We start from the raw sequence: 23,697 nt of genomic DNA on the forward strand, positions 1-23,697 counted from the left end.
TGATCCCCACCACCATCACCAACCTCCACGCACTCCCCACCAACATCAACGGCAAACTCGACCACAACGCCCTCCCCACCCCCACAACCACCACCCCCCACACCACCCGCACCCCCCGGGATGCCCGTGAGGAGATCGTCGTCGGCATCTTCGCCGAGGCGCTGGGGCTGCCGTCCGTCGGTGTGGAGGACGACTTCTTCCGGCTCGGCGGCCACTCGCTGCTCGCCGCGCGGGCCGTCGGCCGGGTCAGGGCGGCGCTCGGTGTGGAGTGCGGTGTCCGGGATGTGTTCGAGGCGCGGACCGCGGCCGGTCTCGCGGCCCGGCTCGCCGACCGCTCCACCACCGAACGGCCCCCGCTCACCCCCGCCACCCGGCCCGACCGACTCCCCCTCTCCTACGCACAGCGCCGGTTGTGGCTGGCGGACAGCGTGCAGGAGCCGGGGACGACGTACAACGTGCCGTTCGCGGTACGGCTCCGGGGCGCGCTGGACGTGACCGCGCTGGCCACCGCCGTACAGGATCTGGTGAACCGGCACGAGGCGCTGCGTACGGTGTTCGCCGAGCATGACGGCGAGCCGTACCAGCGGGTGCTGGCGGCCGACGAGGCCCGGGTGCCGTTCCTGGTGCGGGAGGTGCCGGCCGGGCGGCTGGCCGCCGAGGCGCTCGCCGCCTGCGCACAGGTCTTCGATCTGGCGGTGGATCTCCCGCTCCGGGTGACCCTGCTGAAGGCCGCCGCCGACGATCACGTACTCGTGCTGCTCCTGCACCACATCGCGACCGACGACTGGTCCACCGGTCCGCTGCTCGGGGATCTGGGCACCGCCTACGCGGCCAGGGCCGAGGGCCGGGCGCCGGAGTTCACCCCGCTGCCCGTCCAGTACGCGGACTACGCCCTCTGGCAGCGCGAACTCCTCGGCGACCCCACCGACACCGCATCGCTCGCCACACGGCAGACCGCCTACTGGCGCGACACCCTCACCGCACTCCCCGAGGAACTCCCCCTCCCCACCGACCGACCACGCCCCGCCATCCCCACCCACGGCGGCGACGTGGTGACCTTCGAGGTGCCCGAGGCGACGGGCCGGGGGCTGGCCCGGATCGCCCGGGAGACCGGCGCGACCATGTTCATGGTGGTCAACGCGGCGGTCGCGACGCTGCTGCACCGGCTCGGCGCGGGCGACGACATCCCGCTCGGGAGCGCTGTCGCGGGCCGGGACGACCAGGCGCTGGACGGACTCGTCGGCTTCTTCCTCAACACCCTCGTGCTGCGGGCCGATCTGTCCGGCGATCCGACCTTCGCCGAGCTGGTGACCCGGGTGCGGGACACGGGGCTCGCCGCGTTCTCGCACGCGGATCTGCCGCTGGAGAGCGTGGCGGAGGCCGTCGGTACGACGCGTTCGCACTCCCGGAGCCCGCTGTTCCAGACGATGGTCACCTACCACTCGGTCGCCACGGAGGTGCGGGAGCTGTTCGGGCTGCCCGCCGAGGAGATACCGGTCGAGGTCGGCGGGTCCAAGTTCGATCTGGAGGTGGCGTTCGGTGCCTCCGAGGACAACGGCCGGATCTCCGGCGGTATCCGGTACGCGACGGATCTGTTCGACCGGTCGACCGCCGAGACGTTGTCGGCGCGGCTGGTGCGGCTGCTGGACGCGGTCGCCGCCGACCCGGCGCTTCCGCTGGCGCGCGTCGAGGTGATGGACGCCGATGAGCGCGGGCGGGTGCTGTACGGGTGGAACGACACGGCCAGGACGCTGGACGGACCGGCCACGCTGGCCGGTCTGGTGGCGGCCGGAGCCGGCGATCTCACCGCCGACGCGCTCGTCTTCGAGGGCGAGCGGCTGTCGCGCGGCGCGTTCGATGAGCGGGTCAACCGGGTGGCCCGGCTGTTGATCGAGAACGGGGTGGGCCCCGAGTCGATCGTCGGCGTGGCGCTGCCCCGGTCGTTCGATCTGTTGGTGGCCGTGCACGCGGTGGTACGGGCGGGCGGCGCCTATCTGCCGCTCGACACCGGGCTCCCGGCCGACCGGCTGGCGTTCATGGCCGAGACGGCGGGACCGGTGTGTGTGCTCACCGACCGGGCCTCGCTCGGCTCGCTGCCCCCGGGTCCTGAGCCGGTGGTGCTGGACGCCCCGGAGGTACGGGAGCGGCTGGCCGCGCTGCCCGGATTCGAGGTGACGGATGTGGACCGGCGGGCGACGCTGCTGCCCCGCCACCCCGCATATGTGATCTTCACTTCCGGGTCCACCGGCCGTCCCAAGGGGGTGCTGGTCGAGCACGCGGCGATCGTCAACCGGCTGCGCTGGATGCAGGGCGCCTACCGTCTCACCCCGGCCGACCGGGTGCTGCACAAGACGCCCGCCGGGTTCGACGTCTCGGTCTGGGAGCTGTTCTGGCCGCTGGCCGAGGGGGTCCCGCTGGTCGTCGCCCGCCCGGACGGGCACGGTGATCCGGAGTATCTCGCCGGGCTCATCCGCGAACAGCACATCAGCGTTCTGCACTTCGTGCCGTCGATGCTCCAGGCGTTCCTGGGCGAGGTGGCCGTGGCGTCCTGCCCGACCCTGCGGCTGGTGGTGTGCAGCGGTGAGGCGCTGAGCGGTGATCTGGTGACGCGTTTCCATGCGTCGGCCGGCCACCACCGGGTCGCGCTGGAGAATCTGTACGGGCCGACCGAGGCGGCCGTCGATGTCACCGCCACCTCGTGCCCGCCGGGCACACTGTCGGCGCCCATCGGTTCGCCCGTCTGGAACACCCGGGTCCAGGTGCTGGACCGGGCGCTGCGGCCGGTCCCGGTCGGGGTCTCCGGTGAGCTGTATCTCGCCGGTGTCCAGCTCGCCCGGGGGTATCTGGCCCGGCCGGGGCTGACCGCCGAACGGTTCGTCGCCGATCCGCACGGCGCCCCCGGCACCCGGATGTACCGCACCGGCGATCTGGCGCGCTGGCGCGCCGACGGGCGGCTGGACTATCTGGGCCGCGCCGATGACCAGGTCAAGTTGCGCGGGTTCCGGATCGAGCTGGGCGAGATCGAGGCGGTGCTCGCGGCGGCGCCGGGGGTGGCCCATGCGGTCGTCGTCGTCCGGGAGGACGTGCCGGGCGTACGGCAGTTGGTGGGCTATGCGGTTCCCGGTGACGGTGCCACGGTCGATCCGGAGGCGCTGCGGCGGCACACGGCGGAGCGGCTGCCGGAGTACATGATCCCGTCGGTCTTCCTGGAGCTGGCGCGGGTGCCGCTGTCGCCCAACGGCAAGCTGGACCGGCGCGCGCTGCCCGCCCCGGTGGCGGTCACCTCGACCAAGCCGCGCCCGACCGGCGACGAGAGCCCGGTCGAGACGCTGACCCGGCTGATGGGTGAGGTGCTCGGACGGCCTTCGGCCGGTCCCGACGACAACTTCTTCGAGCTGGGCGGCGACAGCATCGTCTCCATCCGGCTGGTCAGCCAGGCGCGTAAGGCCGGGCTGACCATCACGGCCCGGCAGATCTTCCAGCAGCCGACACCGGCCGGACTGGCCGCGGTGGCGAAGGGCCGCACCGCGGCACCCGCCCGCCTGGTGGACGACGGGGTCGGACCGCTGCCGCTGCCGCCGATCGCGCACTGGTTCGCCGGTCGTGGCGGCCCGTACGCCCGGTTCTGCCAGGCCCGGTTGATCCGGCTGCCCGCCGGGGTGCGGGAGCGGGATCTCGTCCCGGCGCTCCAGGCCGTGCTCGACCACCACGACGGGTTGCGGCAGCGGCTGACCGTACGCCGGGAGGGGATCTGGACGGCCGAGACCCGGCCGCGTGGCGTGATCGACGCGGGGGCGGTGCTGCGTACGGTCGACGTGACCGGCCTGGACGGTGAGGCGCTGCGCCATCTGATCGCGGCGGAGTCGGACCGGGCGGCCGAACTGCTCGACCCGGTCGCCGGGGACATGGTGCGGGCCGTCCACTTCGACGCCGGCCCCGACCGGCCCGGCAGGCTGCTGCTGGTCGCGCACCACCTGGTGGTCGACGAGGTGTCCTGGCAGATCCTGCTGCCCGATCTACGGGCCGCCTGGGAGGCGGTCGCCGGTGGGCGCGCGCCCGCGCTCGACCCGGTGGGGACCTCGCTGCGCGCCTGGACGACGCATCTGTTGAGCGAGGCGCACTCCGCGCGGCGGGTCGCCGAACTGGAGCACTGGCTGGACGCGGACGTCCACGAGCGGACGCTGACGGCCCGTGCGCTGGACCCGGCGCGGGACACGGTGGCGACCGCGCGGGAGCTGACCGTACGGCTCGCGGCGGATCGCACGGCGCCCCTGCTGGACACCGTGCCGGCCGCGTTCCACGGCACGGTCAACGACACCCTGCTGACCGCGCTGGCGCTGGCCGTCGGCGATTGGGCGGCCCGGCACGGGCGGACGTCGGCCGCGGGTCTCACGGTGGAGCTCGAAGGGCACGGCCGGGAGCAGGAGTTGCTCCCGGACGCCGATCTCACCCGCACCGTCGGCTGGCTGACCAGCCTCTATCCGCTGCGACTCGGCGGTGGGGGCTATGACCCGGCCGCCGTGCTCGCGGGGCGGGAGGACGCCGGGGCCGCGCTGAAGGCGGTCAAGGAACTGCTGCGGGCGGTGCCCGACGGCGGGGTCGGCGCGGGGCTGCTGCGGTATCTCAACGCCGGGACGGCCCGGTTGTTCGACCGGACCGCGCGCCCGGAGATCCTCTGGAACTACCTGGGCCGGCAGACCGCGACCCCCGCGGCTTCGGGCTGGGGTCCGGCCGCGGAGTCGGACGTCCTCGCCGTACAGCCCGATCCGGCGACGCCGCTCTCGCATCCACTGGAGATCACCGCGGAGATCGAGAACGGCCCCGACGGGCCGGAACTCCTCGCCACCCTCGTCTGGGCGGGCGAGGCCCTGCCCCAGGACACGGTCGGCGAACTCGCCGACGGCTGGCTCTCCGCGCTGGACGCCCTGGTGGCGTGGGCGGACGGCGGCACCACCGGCGGTCACACCCCGTCGGACCTCGACCTGGTCGATCTCGACCAGGACCAGATCACCATGCTCGAAGCAATGTGGAGGGACCAGCAGTGACGCAGGCGCGTATCGAGGACATGCTTCCGCTGTCCCCCCTCCAGCAGGGGATGCTGTTCCACTCCGTGTACGACCAGGACGCGACCGACGTCTACACCGTGCAGGTGTCGGTGGCGCTGGCCGGTCCCGTGGACGTCGAGCGGCTGGACCGGGCGGCGGCGGCGCTGCTGCGGCGGCATCCCAATCTGCGGGCCGGGTTCTGGCACGAGGGGGTGCCGCAGCCGGTCCAGTTCGTACCGTCCGAGGTGAAGATCTCGGTGGGTCGGGTGGATGTGTCCGCGGAAACCCGCTACTCCGGGGAGCAGGATGGACGGGCGCGGGCGGAGGCCCTGCGCCGGGTCGAGCGGGACGAGTTGGCCCAGCGGTTCGAGCTGCACCGGCCGCCGCTGCTGCGGCTGGTCCTGGTCCGGCTCGGCGACGGCGACCACCGGCTCGTCGTCACCGTCCATCACATCCTGGTCGACGGCTGGTCGATGCCGCTACTGGTCGGGGATCTGCTGGCGCTGTACGCGAGTGACGGCGACGCCTCCGGGCTCGCGCCGGTCCGCCCGTACCGCGACTATCTGAAGTGGCTCAAGCAGCAGGACGGGCCGGCCGCCGAAGCCGCGTGGCGGGACGCGCTGGCCGGGCTCGACGAGCCCGCGCTGCTCGCGCCCGCCGACCCGGCCCGTACGGCGGTGCGGCCCGGCACGCTCGGTGTCGAGCTGTCGGTGGAGTCGAGTGCCCGGCTGACGGCCACCGCGCGCCGGCTCGGCACCACGCCGAGCACGCTGGTGCAGTGCGCCTGGGGTCTGGTGCTCGGCGCGCTCACCGGTCGGCAGGACGTCGTGTTCGGGCTGACGGTGTCCGGGCGACCGGATGAGATACCCGGCGTCGAGTCGATGGTGGGGCTCTTCATCACGACCGTGCCGGTCCGGCTGGCGATGCGGCCCGAGGAGAGCGTGGAGACGCTGCTGCGCCGGTTCCGGGACGAGCAGAACGACCTCCTCGCCCATCACCACCTGGGGCTGCGGCTGATCCAGAAGCAGGCGGGCGGCGGGGAGCTGTTCGACTCGCTGGTGGTCATCGAGAACTATCCGGTGGACCCCGACGGCCAGCCGGAGCTGACGGACGGGCTGCGGGTCACCGATGTGGAGGCCCGGGACGCCACGCACTATCCGCTGACGCTGGCGGTGTCGTTGGACGACCGGGTCCACTGTGAGCTGGAGTACCGCCGGGACCTCTTCGACGAGCGACGGGCGGGGCTGATCGCCGGCCGGCTGGCGGGAGTGCTGGAGCGGATCACGACGGCCCCGGAGACCGCCGTGGGCGCGCTGGAGCTGCTGGCCCCCGGTGAGCGGGAGCGGCTGCTCGACGGCTGGTGGGGCACGTCCCGGCCGGTGGCGCCCGGCACGGTCGCCGACCGGTTCGCGGAGCGTGCCGCGGTGGCACCGGACGCGACCGCCGTCGTCTCCGGTGCGGAGGCGCTGACCTTCGCCGAACTGGACGAGCGGGCGGCCCGGCTGGCCGCGCTGCTCGCCGCGCGCGGGGTGGGCCCCGAGTCGGTGGTGGCGCTGGCCATTCCGCGCTCGGCCGATTCGGTGGTGGCGATCCTCGCCGTGCTGCGGGCGGGCGGTGCCTATCTGCCGCTCGATCTGGACCATCCGGCGGATCGCCTCGCCTACATGATCGAGGACGCGGGACCGGTCTGCGTGCTGACGACCACGGCCGCCGCGCCGCTGCTGCCGGAGGAGGGCGGTCCGGAGCGGATCGTGCTCGACAGCCCCTGGACGGCGGAGCGGTTGGCCACCTTCGACGGTGTGTTCACCGCGCCCGAGGTGCACCCGGACCATCCGGCGTACGTCATCTACACCTCCGGCTCCACCGGCCGGCCCAAGGGCGTGGTCCTGACCCACGGCGGTCTGTCGAACCTCTACGGCAACCACCTCACGGCGGTGTTCGGTCCGGTGGTCTCCGCCGCCGGCGGACGCCGGCTGCGGGCCCTGCACACCGCGTCGTTCAGCTTCGACACCTCCTGGGAACAGCTCTTCTGGCTGATCGCGGGACATGAACTGCATGTGCTGGACGAGGTGGGACGGCGGGACGCGGAGTTCGTCGTCGGCTATGTGCGGGAACACCGGGTGGACGCGATGGACGTCACGCCGACCTACGCCCAGCAGCTCGTCGCATGGGGCCTGCTGGCCGACGAGCACCACCGGCCGGCGCTGCTGCTGCTCGGCGGGGAGGCGGTGCCGGAGGCGCTCTGGTCCCGGGTGCGGGACGCCAGCGGGGTGATGTCGGTCAATCTCTACGGTCCGACCGAGTACACGGTGGACGCGCTGGGGGCGGATCTCGCGGACAGCGCGACCCCGGTGGTGGGCCGCCCGATCGGGAACACCGGCGCGTATGTGCTGGACGCGGCGCTGCGGCCGACGCCGCCGGGCGCCGTCGGTGAGCTGTATCTGGCCGGCCGGGGCACCGCGCGCGGCTATCTGGGCCGGCACGCGCTGACGGCGGAGCGGTTCGTGGCCGACCCGTACGGTCCGGCTGGTGGTCGGATGTACCGGACGGGCGATCTCGTACGGCTGCGGGCGGACGGCGCGCTGGAGTATCTGGGCCGCGCCGACGACCAGGTGAAGATCCGTGGGTTCCGGATCGAACTCGGGGAGATCGAGAGCGCGCTGGAGGCCCTGGACGGGGTCGGCGCGGCGGCGGTCGTGGTGCGGGAGGACACGCCGGGCGTGCGGCGGCTCGTCGCGTATGTCACGGGTGGGGTCGATCCCGTCGAGGCGCGGGAGCGGCTCGCCGTCTCCCTGCCGGAGTACATGGTCCCGGCCGCCGTCGTCGTCCTGGAGACGCTGCCGACGAACGTCAACGGCAAGCTGGACCGGGCCGCGCTGCCCGCTCCCGTGCTGAGTGGCGCGGTGGGTTCCCGGGCGCCGGGGGACGCCCGGGAGGAGGCGCTCTGCGGGATCTTCGCCGAGGTGCTGGGGCTGGCTTCGGTGGGCGTGGAGGATGACTTCTTCGCGCTGGGCGGGGACAGCATCGTCTCCATCCAGCTCGTGGCGCGGGCCCGTAAGGACAAGCTGGTCCTCACGCCGCGCGATGTGTTCGAGCACCGTACGCCGGCGCGGCTGGCGGTCGCGGCCGGACGGGCGGAGGCCGTGGCGGCGACCCCCCGGGTGTCGGGTCCGCTGGTGACGCTGGACGAGTCCCAGCGGGCCGCGCTGGAGCGGGTGTTCCCGGCGGCGGACGAGGTCCTGCCGCTGTCGCCGCTCCAGGAGGGGCTGTACTTCCACGCGGTCTACGACGACCGGGCGCTCGACGTCTATCTGATGCAGAACTTCCTGGAGCTGCTGCACGCGGTGGACGCCCCGGCGCTGCGCTCGTCGTTCGACGCGCTGCTGCGCCGCCACCCCAATCTGCGCTCCGCGTTCTGGCACGACGGTCTGGACGGGCCGGTGCAGGTGGTGCCGGCCGCGTGGGAGCTGCCGTGGCGGGAGTTGGACCTCACGGGTCTCGACCGGGCCGCGCAGGACGACGCGCTGCGGGAGTTCTCGCTGGCGGACGCGGCGACACGGTTCGATCTGTCGGCGCCGCCGCTGATGCGGGTGACGCTGATCAAGTTCGCGGCCGAGCGGTGGATGCTCTGTGTGACGCAGCACCACATCCTGACCGACGGCTGGTCGGAGTCGCTCTTCTTCGAGGAGCTGTTCGCGCTGTACGGACGGGGCGGTGAGGCGGGTGGGATGCCTCCGGTGACTCCGTACCGCGAGTATCTGCGCTGGCTGGCGGGGACGGACACGGACGCTTCGGCGGTGGCCTGGCGGGATCATCTCTCGGGTCTGGACCAGGCGACGCTGGTGGCGCCGGCCGATCCCACCCGGCAGCCGGTGACGGCCGAGGTGGTGGAGATCGAGCTGACGGAGGAGTTGAGCGACCGGCTGCGGACGTTCGCCCGGGGCAGTGGGGTCACCCTGAACACGGCGCTGTCCACGGCGTGGGCGCTGGCGCTGGCGGGGCTGACGGGCCGGGACGACGTGGTCTTCGGGGCCACGGTCTCCGGGCGGCCCGCCGAGATCGCCGGTGTCGATCAGATGATCGGCATGTTCATGAACACGCTGCCGTTCCGGGTGACGCTGCGGGCGGGCGAGCCGCTGCGGGACCTGCTGGTGCGGGTGCAGCGGGAGCACGCGGCCCTGCTGCCGCACCACTATGTGGGGCTTGGCCGGGTCCAGCAGCTCAGCGGGGTCGGCCAGCTCTTCGACACGCTGTACGTGTTCCGCAACACCCCGCTGGACGACGCGGCGCGGGAGGAGGCGGTGGACCGCCACCAGATCGGCTGGACGCACAGTGTGGACGGCACGCACTATCCGCTGACGCTGGCGGTGACCCCGGAGCGGGCGCTGGAGCTGAGCCTGGCCTACCGGCCGGACCTCTACGACCGGGCGACGGCCGAGCGGCTCGCCGACCGGCTGCTGCTGCTGGTGCGGCAGCTCGCGGACGGCGGGGCCGCGCCGGTCGGCCGGCTGCGGACGCTCGTCGACGGCGAGCGGGCGGAACTCCTCGCCGCCGGCGACGATACGGGGCACGAGATCCCGGACACGACGGTGGTCGAGCTGTTCGGCGCGCAGGCGCGCCGGACGCCCGGCACCACGGCCCTCGTCTTCGACGGCGAGCGGTTGAGCTACGCCGAGCTGGACGAGCGCGCCAACCGGCTGGCGCGGGCGCTGATCGCCCGGGGCGCCGGTCCCGAGCGGGTGGTGGCGCTGGGGCTGCCGCGGTCGGCGGAGTTCGTGGTGGCGCTCTTCGCGGTGTTGAAGACCGGTGCCGCCTATCTGCCGCTGGATCTGGACCACCCGGTGGACCGGCTGGCGACGATGGTCGACGACGCGCGCCCGCTCTGTCTGGTGACGGTGGGGACGGACGCGGTGCGCGACCGGGTGCCCGGTGGCTGCCCGGCGCTGGCGCTGGACGCCCCGGAGACGGTCGCCGAACTGGCGGCGCTCTCCGGTGCACCGGTGGCCGACGGAGAGCTGCTGGCGGCGCGCGACGGCCGCCACCCGGCGTATCTGATCTACACCTCCGGTTCGACCGGCCGCCCCAAGGGCGTGGTGGTGCCCTACTCGGGTCTGACGAACATGCTCCTCAACCACCGGGAGCGGATCTTCGCCCCGGCGGTGGCGCGGGCCGGGGGCCGACGACTGCGGGTCGCGCACACGGTGTCCTTCGCCTTCGACATGTCGTGGGAGGAGTTCTTCTGGCTGGTCGACGGGCACGAGGTGCATGTCATCGGCGAGGAGCTGCGGCTCGACCCGGCCGCGCTGACCGCGCACTACGACCGGGTCGGCATCGATGTCGTCAATGTGACGCCGTCGTACGGGCGGCAGCTCATCGACGCGGGTCTGCTGGACGCGGACCGGCACCGGCCGGTGCTGGTGCTGCTCGGCGGGGAGGCGGTGCCGGACTCGCTCTGGTCGCTGCTGCGGCGGACCGAGGGCACCATCGGCTACAACCTGTACGGCCCGACCGAGTACACGATCAACGCGCTCGGCGCCGATGTCGAGGACAGCGCGGACTCCTGCGTCGGCCGGCCGATCTACAACACCCGGGCGTACATCCTGGACAGCGCGCTGCGGCCGGTACCGGCCGGGGTGCCGGGTGAGCTGTATCTGGCGGGCGCGGGGCTGGCCCGGGGCTACTTCGAACGACCCGCGCTGACGGCCGAACGCTTCGTCGCCGATCCGTTCGGCGCGCCCGGGACGCTGATGTACCGCACGGGCGACCTGGTGCGCAGGCGCCCCGGGGACGCCGACGGCCGGATCGACTATCTGGGCCGTACCGACCACCAGGTGAAGATCCGGGGTTTCCGGATCGAGCTGGGCGAGATCGAGTCGGCGGTGGCGGAGGCCGAGGGGATCGCCGCGGCGGCCGTCGTCGTCCACACGAGCCCGACCGGGGTGAAGCGGCTGGTGGCCTACACCGTCCCGGCGTCGGACGGGTCGGGTGCCGTCGCCGATCCGGCGCGGTTGCGGGCCGCGCTCTCCGCGTCGCTGCCCGAGTACATGGTGCCGTCGTCGTTCGTGGAGCTGGCGGCGCTGCCGCTGACCGTGAACGGCAAGGTGGACCACCGCGCCCTGCCCGCGCCGGAATTCGGCGACGGGGGCGGCGGACGCCCGGCGCGGGATGCCCGCGAGGAGCTGCTCTGCCGGGTCTTCGCCGAGGTGCTGGGTCTGGAGCGGGTCGGCGTCGAGGACAACTTCTTCGAGCTGGGCGGCCATTCGCTGCTCGCGATGCGGCTCGTCGGCCGGATCCGCGCCGAACTCGGTGTCCCGGTCCAGGTGGGTACGGTCATGTCCGCGCCGACGGTCGCCGATGTGGCGGCCCGGATCGGCACCGACTCCCGGCGGGACGCGCTGCGGACGGTGATGCCGCTGCGGGAGCGCGGTGAGCTGCCGCCGCTGTTCTGCTTCCACCCGGCGTCCGGGTTCAGCTGGCAGTACACCGGTCTGCTGCGCTATCTGGAGCCTGGCCGTCCGGTCTACGGGATCCAGTCGCCCGGCCTCGCCGGCGCGCTGCCGGAGGTGGCCGATGTCGCCGCGCTGGCGGAGCTGTACCTGGCGGAGATCCGCGCCGTGCAGCCGGAGGGCCCGTACCACTTCCTGGGCTACTCCTTCGGCGGCACGGTCGCGCACACCCTGGCCGCGCTGCTCCAGGAGCGGGGCGAGGAGGTCGCGTTCCTGGGCCTGCTGGACGCCTATCCGCCGGAGAGCGACGACTGGTCGTATGTCGACGCGCCGGAGTGGCGGGCGGAGCTGGAGCGGGAGGAGAGCGGTTTCCTGCTCTCGGTGGCCGGTCTCGGCGACGGTACGGAGCAGGGCCGTGCGGAGGCCGTCGAGGTGATCCGGGACAGCCAGGGCCTGCTGGCCGGTTTCGACGACGCGCTCCTGAACGCGATCGTGGAGACCAATGTGCACTGCGTACGGCTGCTGTCGCGGAGCCGCACCCGGTCGTACCGGGGCGATGTCCTCTTCTTCACGGCGTCCCGGAGCACTGAGCCGGACGACGAGCCGCTGAAGGTGTGGCCCGCTTATCTGGACGGGACGCTCACCGAGCACGTCCTGGACTGCTCCCACGACGAGTTGATGGATCCCGAGCGGCTGGCGGAGATCGGTCCCGTTCTGGACGCGGCGCTGCGGGGGTCGTGCACACCCGCGAAGTAAGTTATGCAAGGCTTACCTAAGTTCATCCTCTGCAGAAGTGAGTCACCACCGTGGAAACCAGCAAACTGCCGGAGATCGAGGTCGTCTACCACGACATCACCGTGCGCACCCTGGAGGTGCTGCGGGTCACCCGGGTCACCCCCCGGATGCTCCGGGTCACCCTCGGCGGCCCCGAGCTGGCGGGGTTCATCGATCGCTCCCCCGCCGATCACGTGAAGTGCTTCTTCCCCGAGCCGGGCGCCGAACTGCCGGTGCTGCCCCGGATCGCGGACGACGGCGACGGCCTGGAGTTCCCGACCGAGCCGCCCTTCCCGATCTCCCGTGACTACACCACGCGCCGCTACGACGCCGAGGCCGGTGAGCTGGACCTGGACTTCGTCCTGCACGGCAAGGGCGTGGCGTCGGTCTGGGCGGAGCAGGCCCGGCCCGGTCAGAAGCTCGGTGTCGCGGGTCCGCGCGGCTCCATCATGGTGCCGTGGGAGTTCGACTGGTACCTGTTCGCGGGCGACGAGACGGCGATCCCGGCCATCTGCCGGATGCTGGAGGACCTGCCCGATGGCGTACCGGCGAAGGTGTTCCTGCTCGTCGACGACGCGGGCGAGGAACACCCCGTGCCCACCCGCGCCGACGCCGAGATCGTCTGGCTGCACCGCGACGGGCTGGCGCACGGCGACGGCGACCTGATGGAGCAGGCGGTCAAGAGCGTCGAGTTCCTGCCGGGGCAGCCGTTCATCTGGATAGCGGGCGAGGCGGGCGAGTTGAAGCCGATCCGCCGCCATCTCCACCGGGATCTGGGCCTGAACCGCGAGTACACCGACGTGGACGGCTTCTGGAAGCGCGGTGTGGTCAACCTCGACCACCATGAGCCGCAGGACGACGACGATGAAGAAACAGCCGAAACAGCCGATCCCGCCGACACCACAGTCACCGGCGACAACGGCTGAATCGTCCCCGCACTCGGTCGGGCCCGGCTCTCGGGAGGGAAAGCCGGGCCCGACCCCCGAGAGGGGGGAGCCGGCCCGGCGCACGCGGGCCGGAGGGGTCGGTGCCCACCGACGTACCCCTGCCGTACCACCCGATCCTGGCGTGCCGGTCGGTACGGGTCCCCGCCTCGCGAGGCTGACGTGGACGGCGGCGGCGGGGCCGTCCACGGGTCGATGACGGCCCTTGGGCCGTGCCGCGGGCGGGCCGGGTGCGCGGCCCCTGGTCGGAGGTCCCGCGCACCCGCGGTGTCTCTGTCGCGCCGGCCCCTCCGGCCGCCGCGACACCGACACCCACCCCCCTGCATGACGCCGGCTCCCCACACGACACCACATCGTGGGAGCCGGCGTCCCGCGCGGGCGTCCGGGAGTGCCAGCGGCATCCGGCGCCCGCACGCCCTGGGTCGGCCGCGTCACGGTGGAACGTGACCGCGGCTCACTCCGCCCGCCACAGCGCGGGAACCGACGGCGGCTCCCAGCCGGGCTGGGCGACATGGTTCTGGAGGCAGAGATAGCCCCGGCCGCCGTAGGTGGCGCGGGCGCCCGCCGGGTATGACGTGCCCACCACCCAGGTACCGCCGGGCGGAGTCGTGGTGGGGCTCCCGGTCGGGGAGGGTCCGGGCCCCTGCGGCACGTTGAGGACGAAGTCGAACGCCGCCTGCCGGGCACCGCCCGCGTCGCGGACGGACATCAGCAGCCGCGGGTCGAAGAGCGCGTCCGTATTGTTGCGCGGCTCGTTCGGGAAGTAGAGCTGGGTGGTCAGCACGGGCCGGCCGGGGGCCTGGAGCTTGACGTGCAGATGCCGGGTGCGGCCGGGGTAGAGACCGGGGACGATGGTGCTGAGCGTGAACGCGCCCCGTGCGTCGGTGAACTGGTGCCCGCGGAACCGGAAGCCGACGTTGTCGTAGGCTCCGTTGACGTCCGCCTGCCAGAAGTCCAGCAGTACGTTGGCCAGCGGGCGGCAGGCCAGACCGAACACATAGCCGCTGACGGTCAGCCGGGTGCCCGGGGTGCCGGAGTCCACGAGCGATATGCGACGCGGGGAGTTGGGCTTGAAGTACGGCCCCTCCATCTGCGGCGGTGTGGGGTCGTCGCCGTCGTCGCACTCCGGGGTCGGCTCCGGGAGCCGCCCGCTCTCCGTCAGCGTGCGGGCCAGCGCGGGGACACCCATCAGACCGAGGGGCGCCGCCATACCCGCCGCGAGCGCCGCGCGGAGCAGCGTCTTGCGACTGGGGTGCCACGCGCCCTCCCCGCCGCTCCCGACCTCACCGGACCCGACCGGATCTCGGGTGCTGTTCTCGCCGTCCATGCCTGCTCCTCGCACCGTGGGGGGATTCGCGATCGGAATCGAACCTATGCGGGGGCCCCGGGCCGGGCGATGGACGGAAGTCGGTGGTCGTGGTGTATTTCCTCAGGCCAGGGCGTGTTGCGGAACTCCCGTCTGAAGTCCCCGGGGCTCAGACCGGTCTCCCGACGGAAGAAGCGGCAGAAGTAGGCGGAATCGGCTAATCCGACCCGGTCGGCCACCTGTCGTACGGTGAGATCGGTCCGTACGAGCAGCCGTTTCGCCTCATGGGTACGGGCCTCCCGGACCAGTTGGCCCGGGGTGCGCCCGGTGGCCGCCTTGACCGCCTCGGAGAGGTATCCGGAGGTGACGCCGATCCGGTCGGCGCAGGTGCGCACGGACCAGAGCGCCGGATCCGTACCGGCGATGAGCCGCACGAACTCCTCCGCCACCGCGCCGGGCCGGCCGGGCGCGCCCTCCGGGGCCGGGTCGCCGCCGGAGGGCAGCCGGGAGGCGCGGACCACCAGGATGTGCAGCAGCGACCGGAGCACCGTCTCGAACCCCGGGGCCCCGCGCCGGTACTCGTCGTCGAGGTCGGCCAGCAGCCGGCCGGTCCGGTTCTCGGTGGCCGGGTCGAGGCTCAGCCACGGCCGCTCCGCGAGACGGCGCAGCAGCTCGCGGTCCCCGGGGTGGTCGAGCAGGAAGTCCTCGGTGAACAGCACCACCGATCCGTCGAGCCCTTCGACGTCCTCCCAGTGGTGGACCTGCCCGGGGACGAGGACGCACAGGTGCGGCGGTCGCAGCTCCCAGCGGGCCAGGTCGACCACATGGGCGCCGGTGCCCGCGGTGACGTGGACGATCTCGTAGAAGGTGTGCCGGTGCGGGAACGTGGCCCGGGACATCGGCCCGATGGAGTCGAAGCTGCCGACCGCGAACGGCATGGCGTTGGGCAGCGGCACCTCCAGGCGGTGCATGGGGAACACCCCCTCCGGCGGGATCTCGCAGGGCGTCCCGGGGGGCACCGTGGTGCCGCGCATCGCTCGCTCTCCTCACGTTCGGCGCCCCTTCAGGTCCAGACCAGTTGGCGCGCCCACACGATGGCACGCGCGCGGCGGATGCGGAACAGGACGTGAACAGGACATGAGGCCCCCGTGCCGGCGGTGGGCCCCGGTCGCCCTCGGGGAGGGTGACCGGGGCCCGTTCGCCGTGTCCGGGGTGTGCCGGGCGGTCGCTCGGCGGCGGCCCGGTGTGGAGTGCGGGCGGGCGGTCGACGGGGACCCGGTGTGCAGTGCGGGCGGTCGCTCGGCGGCGGCCCGGTCTGAAGCGCGCCGGACGGTCGCTCAGCGGCGACCCGCCCGCCATTCGTGGGTCAGCAGCCACATCAGGTAGAGACCACCGATGGCGGCCGTCATGATGCCGACGGGCAGTTGGATCGGAGCCAGCACCCGCTGGGCGGCGAAGTCGCTGACCGTCAGCAGCAGCGCACCCATCAGCGCGGCCGGGACCAGGGTCACCCCGGCGCTGTGGGTGAGCCGGCGGGCCAACTGGGGAGCGGCGAGGGCGACGAAGGCGATCGGGCCGGCTGCCGCGGTGGCGGTGGCGCAGAGCAGGACCGCCAGCACGATCAGGATCAGGCGGGAGCGCTCGACGGGGACACCGAGGGATTTCGCGGACGCGTCCCCGGCCTCCATCATCCGCAGATGCGGACCGAGCAGCAGACAGGCAGGGAAGAGGACGGCCACGGCGAGCACGGCGGGCAGGAACTGGTCCCAGCCGCGGCCGTTGAGGGAGCCGGTGAGCCAGACGGCGGCGGCCTGCGCCTCGTCCAGCGATGCCTTGATCATGAGGTAGGAGTTGACGGAGCTGAGCAGCGCGCCCGCGGCGATGCCGACGAGGATGAGCCGGTACCCCTGGACGCCGCGCTTGTAGGCGAGCGCGTAGACCACCAGGGCCGTGCCGAGGCCGCCGAACACCGCGCCCACGGCGACCGCGAACGGGCCGCCGCCGAAGACGAGGAGCTGGAGGAGTGCGCCGGTGGCCGCGCCGGTCTCGAAACCGACGATGTCGGGGCTGCCCAGCGGGTTGCGGGCCAGGCTCTGGAAGATGGCGCCGCTGACGCCGAGGGCGGCCCCCACGACGATGCCGACGAGGAGCCGGGGCAGCCGCAGGGTGTTGACGATGTACTCGGTGGCCGGGGTACCGGCGCCCACCAGGGTGCGGACCACATCGACGGCCGAGACGGTGAAGTCGCCGGTGCCGAGGGCGAGCACGGCGACCACCAGCAGCGCCGCGAGCAGCGCGGAACCGGCGACGACGGGGCGCTTGGCGAACCGGAAGCCGACCCGGCCGCCGGCGTACCGCGGCCGCCAGCCGGGGATCAGCTCAGCGGCGGTCGGAACCGGCGCGGCGGTGGGTGACTTCGGCCCGGTGACGGTGTCGGTCGCGCTCATAGCTGGGGCACCTTGCGTGTACGGACGAGGGCGACGAGGACCGGGGCGCCGATGGCGGCGGTGACGATGCCGACGGCCAGTTCGTCGGGCCGGACCACGAGCCGGCCCAGGACATCGGCGCCGAGGAGCAGCGTCGGCGCGAGGACGACGCAGTAGGCGAGGATCCAGCGGTGGTCGGGGCCGGTGATCAACCGGGCGACGTGCGGCACGATCAGGCCGACGAAGCCGACGGGGCCGATGGCGGCCGTGGCGGCGCCGCAGAGCAGGGTCACGGAGAGCACGCCGAGCACCCGGGTGCGCACCACCCGGGCGCCGAGCGCCTTGCCCGCCTCGTCGCCGAGGGCGAGGGCGTTGAGCGAGCCGCTGAGGGAGAGCGCGATCAGGGTGCCGATGACGAGGAAGGGCGCCACCTGCTGGAAGACGGCTCCCTCGCGTCCGGCGAGCGTGCCGACGGCCCACATGCGCAGTTCGCCGAAGGCTTCGTCATCGAGGAAGGTGACGGCGGAGATGCCGGCGATCAGGGTGGCGTTGACGGCGGTTCCGGCGAGGATGAGCCGGACCGGGGACGCGGCGCCCCGGCCGGATGTGCCGAGGACGTAGACCACGACGGCGACGACAACCGCTCCGGCGAAGGCGAACCAGACGTAGCCGAGCAGGCTGGTCACACCGAGCCCGCCGATGGCGATGACGACGGCGGCGGACGCGCCGGACTCGATGCCGAGCAGGCCGGGGTCGGCGAGCGGGTTGCGGGTGAGGGCCTGCATCACGGCTCCGGAGAGGCCGAGGCCGACGCCGACGGCGATACCGAGCAGGGTCCGGGTGAGCCGGTAGTCCTGGACGATGACGGCGTTCTCGGAGCCGTCCGGCGAGAGCAGTCCCGTGACGACGTCCCCGAGGGGGATGGACTTGGCGCCGAGGGCGATGCTGAGGACGGCGACCACCGCGAGCGCGGCGCAGGCGACGAGCAGCCCGGTGAGCCGCACGGCGAGGGTGCGTCGTACGGGGGAACGTTCCTTCGGGGAGCCGACGCCTGGGGCGTCGGGGGCATCGGGGCCCCGGCTTCCGAACCGGCTGTGGGGCCCGTGCCGATCGTGGAGTCCACGCGGATCGCGCGACGCCTGCCGATCGGGCGGGCTCTCCGGGACCACGGAACGGGACGGGCTCTCCGAGCGCTCGGGCCGCTGGGGCTTATCGGGGCTTTCGGCGCCGTGCGGGGCGGGGGGGCTGTGCGGGCCTTGCGGCTCGACCGCCCCCTGGTGCGAGGGGACCGCGACCACTTCACCTTCTCCCAACGGGTCAGGGAAGCTGGGCCTCACCTGGCGAACTAAGGTAAGGCTACCTTAACCAGCCATGGCTAAGTCCGCGCACGGCCCGGCCAGTTCGCCGCCGGGGATCACCTCCATCCCCGCAGCACCCAGGGTGGGCCAACGGGAAAACTTAGGTTAGGCTCACCTAAGAACGAGGAGGATAATCATGCCTGACCACAGATCGCCCAGCGGGGAATTCGCCGGGCGAGTGGCACTCGTCACCGGTGCCGGCCAGGGCATCGGCGCGGCGGTGGCGCATGCGCTCGCCGGGCTCGGCGCCACCGTCGCCGCGACCGACAGGTCCGCCGACACGGTCTCCGCCCTGGCCTCCGCCCTCACCGAGGAGTTCGAGCGGAACCGCGCGGAACACCCGCCCGAGGGTGCCGCCACCGGATCCGTGACCGCCCTCCCGCTCGATGTCACCGACGCCCGCGCGGCGGACGAGACCGTCGACCGGGTCGAGCGCGAACTCGGCCCGATCGACATCCTGGTGAACGTCGCGGGCATCCTCCGCACCGCCCCCGTGCTCGAACTCACCGACGACGACTGGGCCGACACCTTCGCCGTCAACACCACGGGGGTCTTCCACCTGTCCCGCGCCGTGGTCGCCCGGATGACCCCGCGCCGCTCCGGCTGTGTCGTGACCGTCGCCTCCAACGCGGCGGGCATCCCCCGGCCCCGGATGGCCGCCTACGCGGCCTCCAAGGCCGCGGCCGTCATGTTCACCAAATGCCTGGGCCTGGAGAGCGCCCGCGACGGAATCCGCTGCAATGTGGTGGCCCCCGGCTCCACCGACACCCCCATGCAACGCGCCCTGTGGACCGACGAGTCGGCCTCCCGACTGGTCATCGACGGCGACCCGGGGCCCCCGGCCTACCGCACCGGCATCCCGCTGGGCCGGATCGCGGGACCGGAGGACATCGCCGACGCGGTGGTCTTCCTCGCCTCCGACCGGGCCCGGCACATCACCATGCAGGACCTCTACGTCGACGGCGGCGCGACCCTGCGCTGAACGAGCGCCCCCCGCCGGGCGGCGCGGAGCCACGCGGTTTCCGCCACGCGAGCCCCCGAGTCACAGCCCCGGTCCGAGCCCCACCGCGATCTTCCTTCTCATCCCCGCACCCTCACATCGAACAGAGGAGTCCTTGTGTCGACGGCTGCCCACGAAGTCGCCACGCACAAAATGATGGCCGACCACCCGGCGCACCCCGCCGTGGGAGCGGCCACCGCACTTCTCGACGGCTACGGTCCGGACGACCGGTTCATCGCCACCCCGACCCGGACCCTGCTGGCGCGGGGAGTGCGCCGGGCGATACCGCAGGGCGACGCGCCCCTCGCCCGACGGGTGACCGACGCACTGGCCGACTCCCCGTCCGGCGTGGTCGTCGGAGCCATCCCCTTCGACCAGTCGGCACCCCCGGCGCTCGTCCTCCCCGAGTCCGTACGGACCGGGCCGCCGCTCGCCTCCGACCCGCTGATCGCGCTCCCCGTGGCCGGTCCGGCAGGCGCCCGCTGGGACATCCGGCAGGACCCGGAGCCCGAGGTGTACGCCAAGGGCGTGGCCGCCGCGGTCGACCGGATGTGGCAGGGCGAATTCAGCAAGGTCGTCCTCGCCCGCACCCTCGAACTGACCGGCCACGAGCCCCTGGACATCCCCTCGATGCTCCAGCGCCTCGCCCGCCGCGACCCCTCCGGCTACACCTTCGCGCTGCCCACCACACCCGGCCGGACCCTGCTGGGCGCCAGCCCCGAACTGCTGGTCTCGCGCCGGGGCGGTGCCCTCGTCGCCAATCCGCTCGCGGGCTCCACCCCCCGCAGCACCGACCTCGCCGAGGACGTACGGCGGGCCGCCGCACTCCTCCAGTCGGCCAAGGACCTCCATGAGCACGCCGTCGTCGTCGACGCGGTGCACCAGGCCATGGCCCCGTACTGCTCGGAGATCGACGTACCCGCCCGGCCGACGCTGATCAGGACCGCCACCATGTGGCATCTGTCGACCACCGTCACCGGAGCGCTGGACCGACCCGACGCCTCCGCACTGGAGATCGCCTGCGCCCTGCACCCGACGCCCGCCGTCTGTGGCACCCCGACCGAACTCGCCCGCACCGTGATCCGCGAGACCGAACCGTTCGACCGGGGCTTCTTCACCGGGATCGTCGGCTGGGGCGACGCCTCGGGCGACGGCGAATGGGTCGTCACCATCCGCTGCGCCGAGGCGGCGGAGCGGACCCTGCGGCTCTACGCCGGGGCCGGGGTGGTCGCCGCCTCCGAACCCGAGGCGGAGGCCGAGGAGACGGCCGCCAAGTTCCGTACGTTCCTGAACGCTGTGGGAGCAGAGCTGTGAGTACCGACGTCCCCGAGATGACCGCGACACCCCGGCATCTCCACACCGGAACAGCAACCGGACCCGACACCGGGAGAACCACCGGCCCCGATACCCCACCCGAGCCGGTGCGTCGCCCGGCGGCCGGCGACGACCGGGCCCCCGGCTGGCCCGAGGAGTTCGCCGCCCGCTACCGCGCCGCCGGCTGGTGGCGCGGGGAGACCTTCGGGCAGGTGCTGCGCCAACGCGCCGCGGCCCACCCCGACCGGGTGGCCGTGGTCGACCCGGCGGGCGGCCCCGGGGGCGGCCGGCGCACCTGGACCTACCGCGAACTCGACGTCCGCGCCGACCGCCTCGCCGCCGGATTCGTCGCCCGCGGTATCGGCCGGGGCGACAAGGTCGTCGTCCAGCTCCCGAACGTCGCCGAGTTCTTCGAGGTGATCTTCGCGCTCTTCCGGATCGGCGCACTGCCAGTCTTCGCGCTGCCCGCGCACCGCAAGAGCGAGATCGTTTACTTCTGCACCTTCACCGAGGCCGTCGCCTATGTGATCCCCGCCGAGCACGAGGGCTTCGACTACCGGGCCCTCGCGACCGTCGTGCGCGCCCAGGCCCCGGCCCTCAAGCACGTCTTCGTCACGGGGGGCGACGCCGGTTACTTCGAGGACCTGTCCACCGTCCCCGCCGAGCCGATCGGACTACCCCGGCCCGCACCGCACGAGCAGGCGTTCCTCCAGCTCTCCGGCGGCAGTACGGGCGTGCCCAAGCTCATCCCCCGTACCCACGACGACTACATCTACTCGCTGCGCGGCTCCAACGAGATCTGTGGGGTGGACGAGCACAGTGTGTACCTGTGTGTACTGCCGGCCGCGCACAACTTCCCGCTCTCCTCGCCCGGTTCGCTGGGCACCCTGTACGCCGGCGGCCGGGTCGTCCTCTGCCCCCGGCCCGTCCCCGATGTCGCGTTCCAGCTCATCGAGAGCGAAGGCGTCACCATCACCGGTCTCGTCCCGCCCCTCGCGCTGGTGTGGACGGAGGCCGCGCCCCGCACGGCGTACGACCTGAGCAGCCTCGACGTCCTGCTCGTGGGCGGCGCGAAGTTCAGCGAGGAGGCGGCCCGCCGGGTGCGGCCCGCGCTGGGCTGCACCCTTCAGCAGGTGTTCGGCATGGCCGAGGGGCTGGTGAACTACACCCGGCTGGACGATCCGGCCGAGACGATCGTCACCACCCAGGGCCGGCCGATCTCCCCGGACGACGAGATCCGGGTGGTGGACGACGAGGACAACGACCTGCCCGTGGGCCAGACCGGGCACCTGCTGACCCGCGGCCCTTACACCATCCGCGGCTACTGGAACGCCCCAGAGCACAACGCCCGTTCCTTCACCGCCGACGGCTTCTACCGCACCGGTGACGTCGTCCGACTCACGGAGACCGGCCATATCGTCGTCGAGGGCCGTGCCAAGGACCAGATCAACCGCGGTGGCGAGAAGATCGCGGCCGAGGAGGTCGAGAACCACCTCCTCGCCCACCCCGGCGTGCACGACGCCAATGTCGTCGCCGAGCCCGATCCGTACCTCGGCGAACGGACCTGCGCCTATGTGATCCTGCGCGCCGACGCAGAGCCACTCAGGGCTCAGGCCGTCAAGTCCTTCGTACGGGATCGGGGACTGGCCGCCTACAAGGTGCCCGACCGGGTGGTGTTCGTCGACGCCTTCCCGACCACGGGAGTCGGCAAGGTCTCCAAGAACGAACTCCGCGCCCACCTCTGACCCCGTCACCACCACCCGCACCGCCACCGCGCCACGCCTCACGGCTCACGTCACCGAACGGAACCTCTCCTCATGGCCCTGCCCGCCATCGCGCCCTATCCGATGCCCCGGCCGGACGAACTGCCGGCCAACCGGGTCGACTGGAGCGTCGACCCGGCCCGCGCGGTCCTGCTCGTACACGATCTCCAGAACTACTTCCTCTCGGCGTTCGAGCCGGACACCGAACCGGTGACGACCCTGCTGCACCAGGTGGCCAGGCTGCGGAAGGAGGCCGACCGGCTCGGCGTGCCCGTGCTCTACACCGCCCAGCCGGGCGGCCAGACTCCGTCCGAACGCGGGCTCCAGCAAGACTTCTGGGGCCCCGGCCTGCCCGCCGACGCGGACGCCGCCGCCATCGCCGCGCCCGTAGCGCCCGCCCCCGGCGACACCGTGCTCACCAAGTGGAAGTACAGCGCGTTCGTCCGCACCGACCTGCTGGAGCGGCTCCGCGAGCAGGGCCGCGACCAGCTCATCATCACCGGCGTCTACGCGCACATCGGCGTTCTGATGACCGCCTGCGACGCCTGGATGCAGGACATCCAGGCATTCGTGGTCGCCGACGCCATCGCGGACTTCTCCGCCCGCGACCACCGCCAGGCGCTGGAGTGGGCGGCGGGCCGCTGCGCCCGGGTGACGACGGCGGACGCCGTTTTCTGACACCTCCTCTGCCGGGGGGCGGCCGTTCAGCGCGTCCGGCACCCCCCGGCGATGAACCCCCCGCCACCCTGCGGGCAACAACGGCTGACCGTCACAGCCGAACCGCAGGGAGCCCACCGTGTCACCCACCAATCGCCGGAGCGCGCTGCGCGTCCTGACAGGCGCCGTCGCAGGGGCCGGCCTGGGCGGGGGTGGATTCCTCGCGGGCAGCGCATGGCGCCCCGCCTCCGGGACCGCCACCGCCACACCAACCGGACTGCCCTTCGCGTTCCGCACGGGAGGGTTCCGCTGCGCCACGGACGTCCCCGACGAACTGCGGCCCTGGCGGGCACGGCGCGCCCAGCGGAAGGACAAGGCGCCGCACGACGCGGCGGGCGTCCGGATGTTCCGGGCCGGTGGCGAGCTGCACGACCATCCCGTCGGGCAGATCCAGTACGGCCTGGAGAATCTGGCCAGCCACCGGGTCACACCGGACCGGCACTTCCTCCGCCGCGCGCTGGCGCAGGCCGACCGGGTGATCGAGCGACGGCACGAGCGGCGCGGTGCGTGGTTCTTCCCGTACCCCTTCCCGTTCAAGCACGACGTGCACACCGGACTCGACTACGAGGCCCCCTGGTACTCGGGCATGGCACAGGGTGAGGCG

At 72.9% G+C, this 23,697-nt stretch carries 11 protein-coding genes; 7 read left to right on the forward strand and 4 right to left on the reverse strand.

Features of this window, described 5'->3' with window-relative positions; all coding sequences use genetic code 11:
• The 3 genes from ACH4S7_RS21430 to ACH4S7_RS21440 form a co-directional block, all read left to right on the forward strand.
• On the forward strand, positions 1 to 5,045 hold a 5,045-nt coding region (locus ACH4S7_RS21430; protein ID WP_398522816.1), incomplete at its 5' end, for an amino acid adenylation domain-containing protein.
• Positions 5,046 to 5,065: 20 nt separating this feature from the next.
• Positions 5,066 to 12,247, forward strand: coding sequence for an amino acid adenylation domain-containing protein (locus ACH4S7_RS21435; RefSeq protein ID WP_398523173.1), 7,182 nt, complete (start codon positions 5,066 to 5,068; stop codon positions 12,245 to 12,247).
• 50 nt (positions 12,248 to 12,297) lie between these two features.
• Positions 12,298 to 13,191, forward strand: a complete 894-nt coding sequence (locus ACH4S7_RS21440) for a siderophore-interacting protein (RefSeq protein ID WP_398522817.1) — start codon at positions 12,298 to 12,300, stop codon at positions 13,189 to 13,191.
• A gap of 472 nt (positions 13,192 to 13,663) precedes the next feature.
• Here the strand turns inward: ACH4S7_RS21440 and ACH4S7_RS21445 are convergent, their stop codons facing one another.
• The 4 genes from ACH4S7_RS21445 to ACH4S7_RS21460 form a co-directional block, all read right to left on the reverse strand.
• A complete protein-coding gene (locus ACH4S7_RS21445) occupies positions 13,664 to 14,536 on the reverse strand; it encodes a carbohydrate-binding protein (RefSeq protein WP_398522818.1) in 873 nt (290 codons plus the stop codon).
• 44 nt (positions 14,537 to 14,580) lie between these two features.
• Entirely contained in the window at positions 14,581 to 15,549 is a 969-nt protein-coding gene (locus tag ACH4S7_RS21450) for an AraC family transcriptional regulator (RefSeq protein WP_398522819.1), read from the reverse strand.
• 303 nt (positions 15,550 to 15,852) lie between these two features.
• A complete protein-coding gene (locus tag ACH4S7_RS21455) occupies positions 15,853 to 16,962 on the reverse strand; it encodes a FecCD family ABC transporter permease (protein WP_398522820.1) in 1,110 nt (369 codons plus the stop codon).
• Positions 16,959 to 17,945 (reverse strand): FecCD family ABC transporter permease, encoded by a 987-nt coding sequence (locus ACH4S7_RS21460; RefSeq protein WP_398522821.1) that lies wholly within the window; start codon positions 17,943 to 17,945, stop codon positions 16,959 to 16,961. Before ACH4S7_RS21460 ends, ACH4S7_RS21455 begins: the two co-directional genes overlap by 4 nt.
• 490 nt (positions 17,946 to 18,435) lie before the next feature.
• Between ACH4S7_RS21460 and ACH4S7_RS21465 the strand changes: the two genes are divergently transcribed.
• The 4 genes from ACH4S7_RS21465 to ACH4S7_RS21480 all read left to right on the forward strand — a co-directional run bounded on the left by ACH4S7_RS21465 (position 18,436) and on the right by ACH4S7_RS21480 (position 23,054).
• Positions 18,436 to 19,281, forward strand: a complete 846-nt coding sequence (locus ACH4S7_RS21465; RefSeq protein WP_398522822.1) for a 2,3-dihydro-2,3-dihydroxybenzoate dehydrogenase — start codon at positions 18,436 to 18,438, stop codon at positions 19,279 to 19,281.
• A 171-nt stretch (positions 19,282 to 19,452) separates the two neighbouring features.
• Complete coding sequence (locus ACH4S7_RS21470; RefSeq protein WP_398523174.1) at positions 19,453 to 20,613, forward strand: isochorismate synthase; 1,161 nt, start codon at positions 19,453 to 19,455, stop codon at positions 20,611 to 20,613.
• A gap of 17 nt (positions 20,614 to 20,630) precedes the next feature.
• Positions 20,631 to 22,358: a (2,3-dihydroxybenzoyl)adenylate synthase gene (locus ACH4S7_RS21475; RefSeq protein WP_398523175.1), complete on the forward strand. Its 1,728-nt coding sequence runs from the start codon at positions 20,631 to 20,633 to the stop codon at positions 22,356 to 22,358.
• Between the two features lie 72 nt (positions 22,359 to 22,430).
• Positions 22,431 to 23,054: an isochorismatase family protein gene (locus ACH4S7_RS21480; RefSeq protein ID WP_398522823.1), complete on the forward strand. Its 624-nt coding sequence runs from the start codon at positions 22,431 to 22,433 to the stop codon at positions 23,052 to 23,054.
• Positions 23,055 to 23,697: the final 643 nt, after the last annotated feature.

Source organism: Streptomyces sp. NPDC020965 (assembly GCF_044333555.1).
Lineage (GTDB): Bacteria > Actinomycetota > Actinomycetes > Streptomycetales > Streptomycetaceae > Streptomyces.

Bases quoted from the DNA above. Each gene is read 5' to 3' on its own strand.
- ACH4S7_RS21435 (WP_398523173.1), top strand. From the start codon at position 5,066: ATGCTTCCGCTGTCCCCCCTCCAGCAGGGGATGCTGTTCCACTCCGTG.
- ACH4S7_RS21445 (WP_398522818.1), bottom strand. From the start codon at position 14,536: ATGGACGGCGAGAACAGCACCCGAGATCCGGTCGGGTCCGGTGAGGTC.
- ACH4S7_RS21450 (WP_398522819.1), bottom strand. From the start codon at position 15,549: ATGCGCGGCACCACGGTGCCCCCCGGGACGCCCTGCGAGATCCCGCCG.
- ACH4S7_RS21455 (WP_398522820.1), bottom strand. From the start codon at position 16,962: ATGAGCGCGACCGACACCGTCACCGGGCCGAAGTCACCCACCGCCGCG.
- ACH4S7_RS21465 (WP_398522822.1), top strand. From the start codon at position 18,436: ATGCCTGACCACAGATCGCCCAGCGGGGAATTCGCCGGGCGAGTGGCA.
- ACH4S7_RS21470 (WP_398523174.1), top strand. From the start codon at position 19,453: ATGATGGCCGACCACCCGGCGCACCCCGCCGTGGGAGCGGCCACCGCA.
- ACH4S7_RS21475 (WP_398523175.1), top strand. From the start codon at position 20,631: ATGACCGCGACACCCCGGCATCTCCACACCGGAACAGCAACCGGACCC.
- ACH4S7_RS21480 (WP_398522823.1), top strand. From the start codon at position 22,431: ATGGCCCTGCCCGCCATCGCGCCCTATCCGATGCCCCGGCCGGACGAA.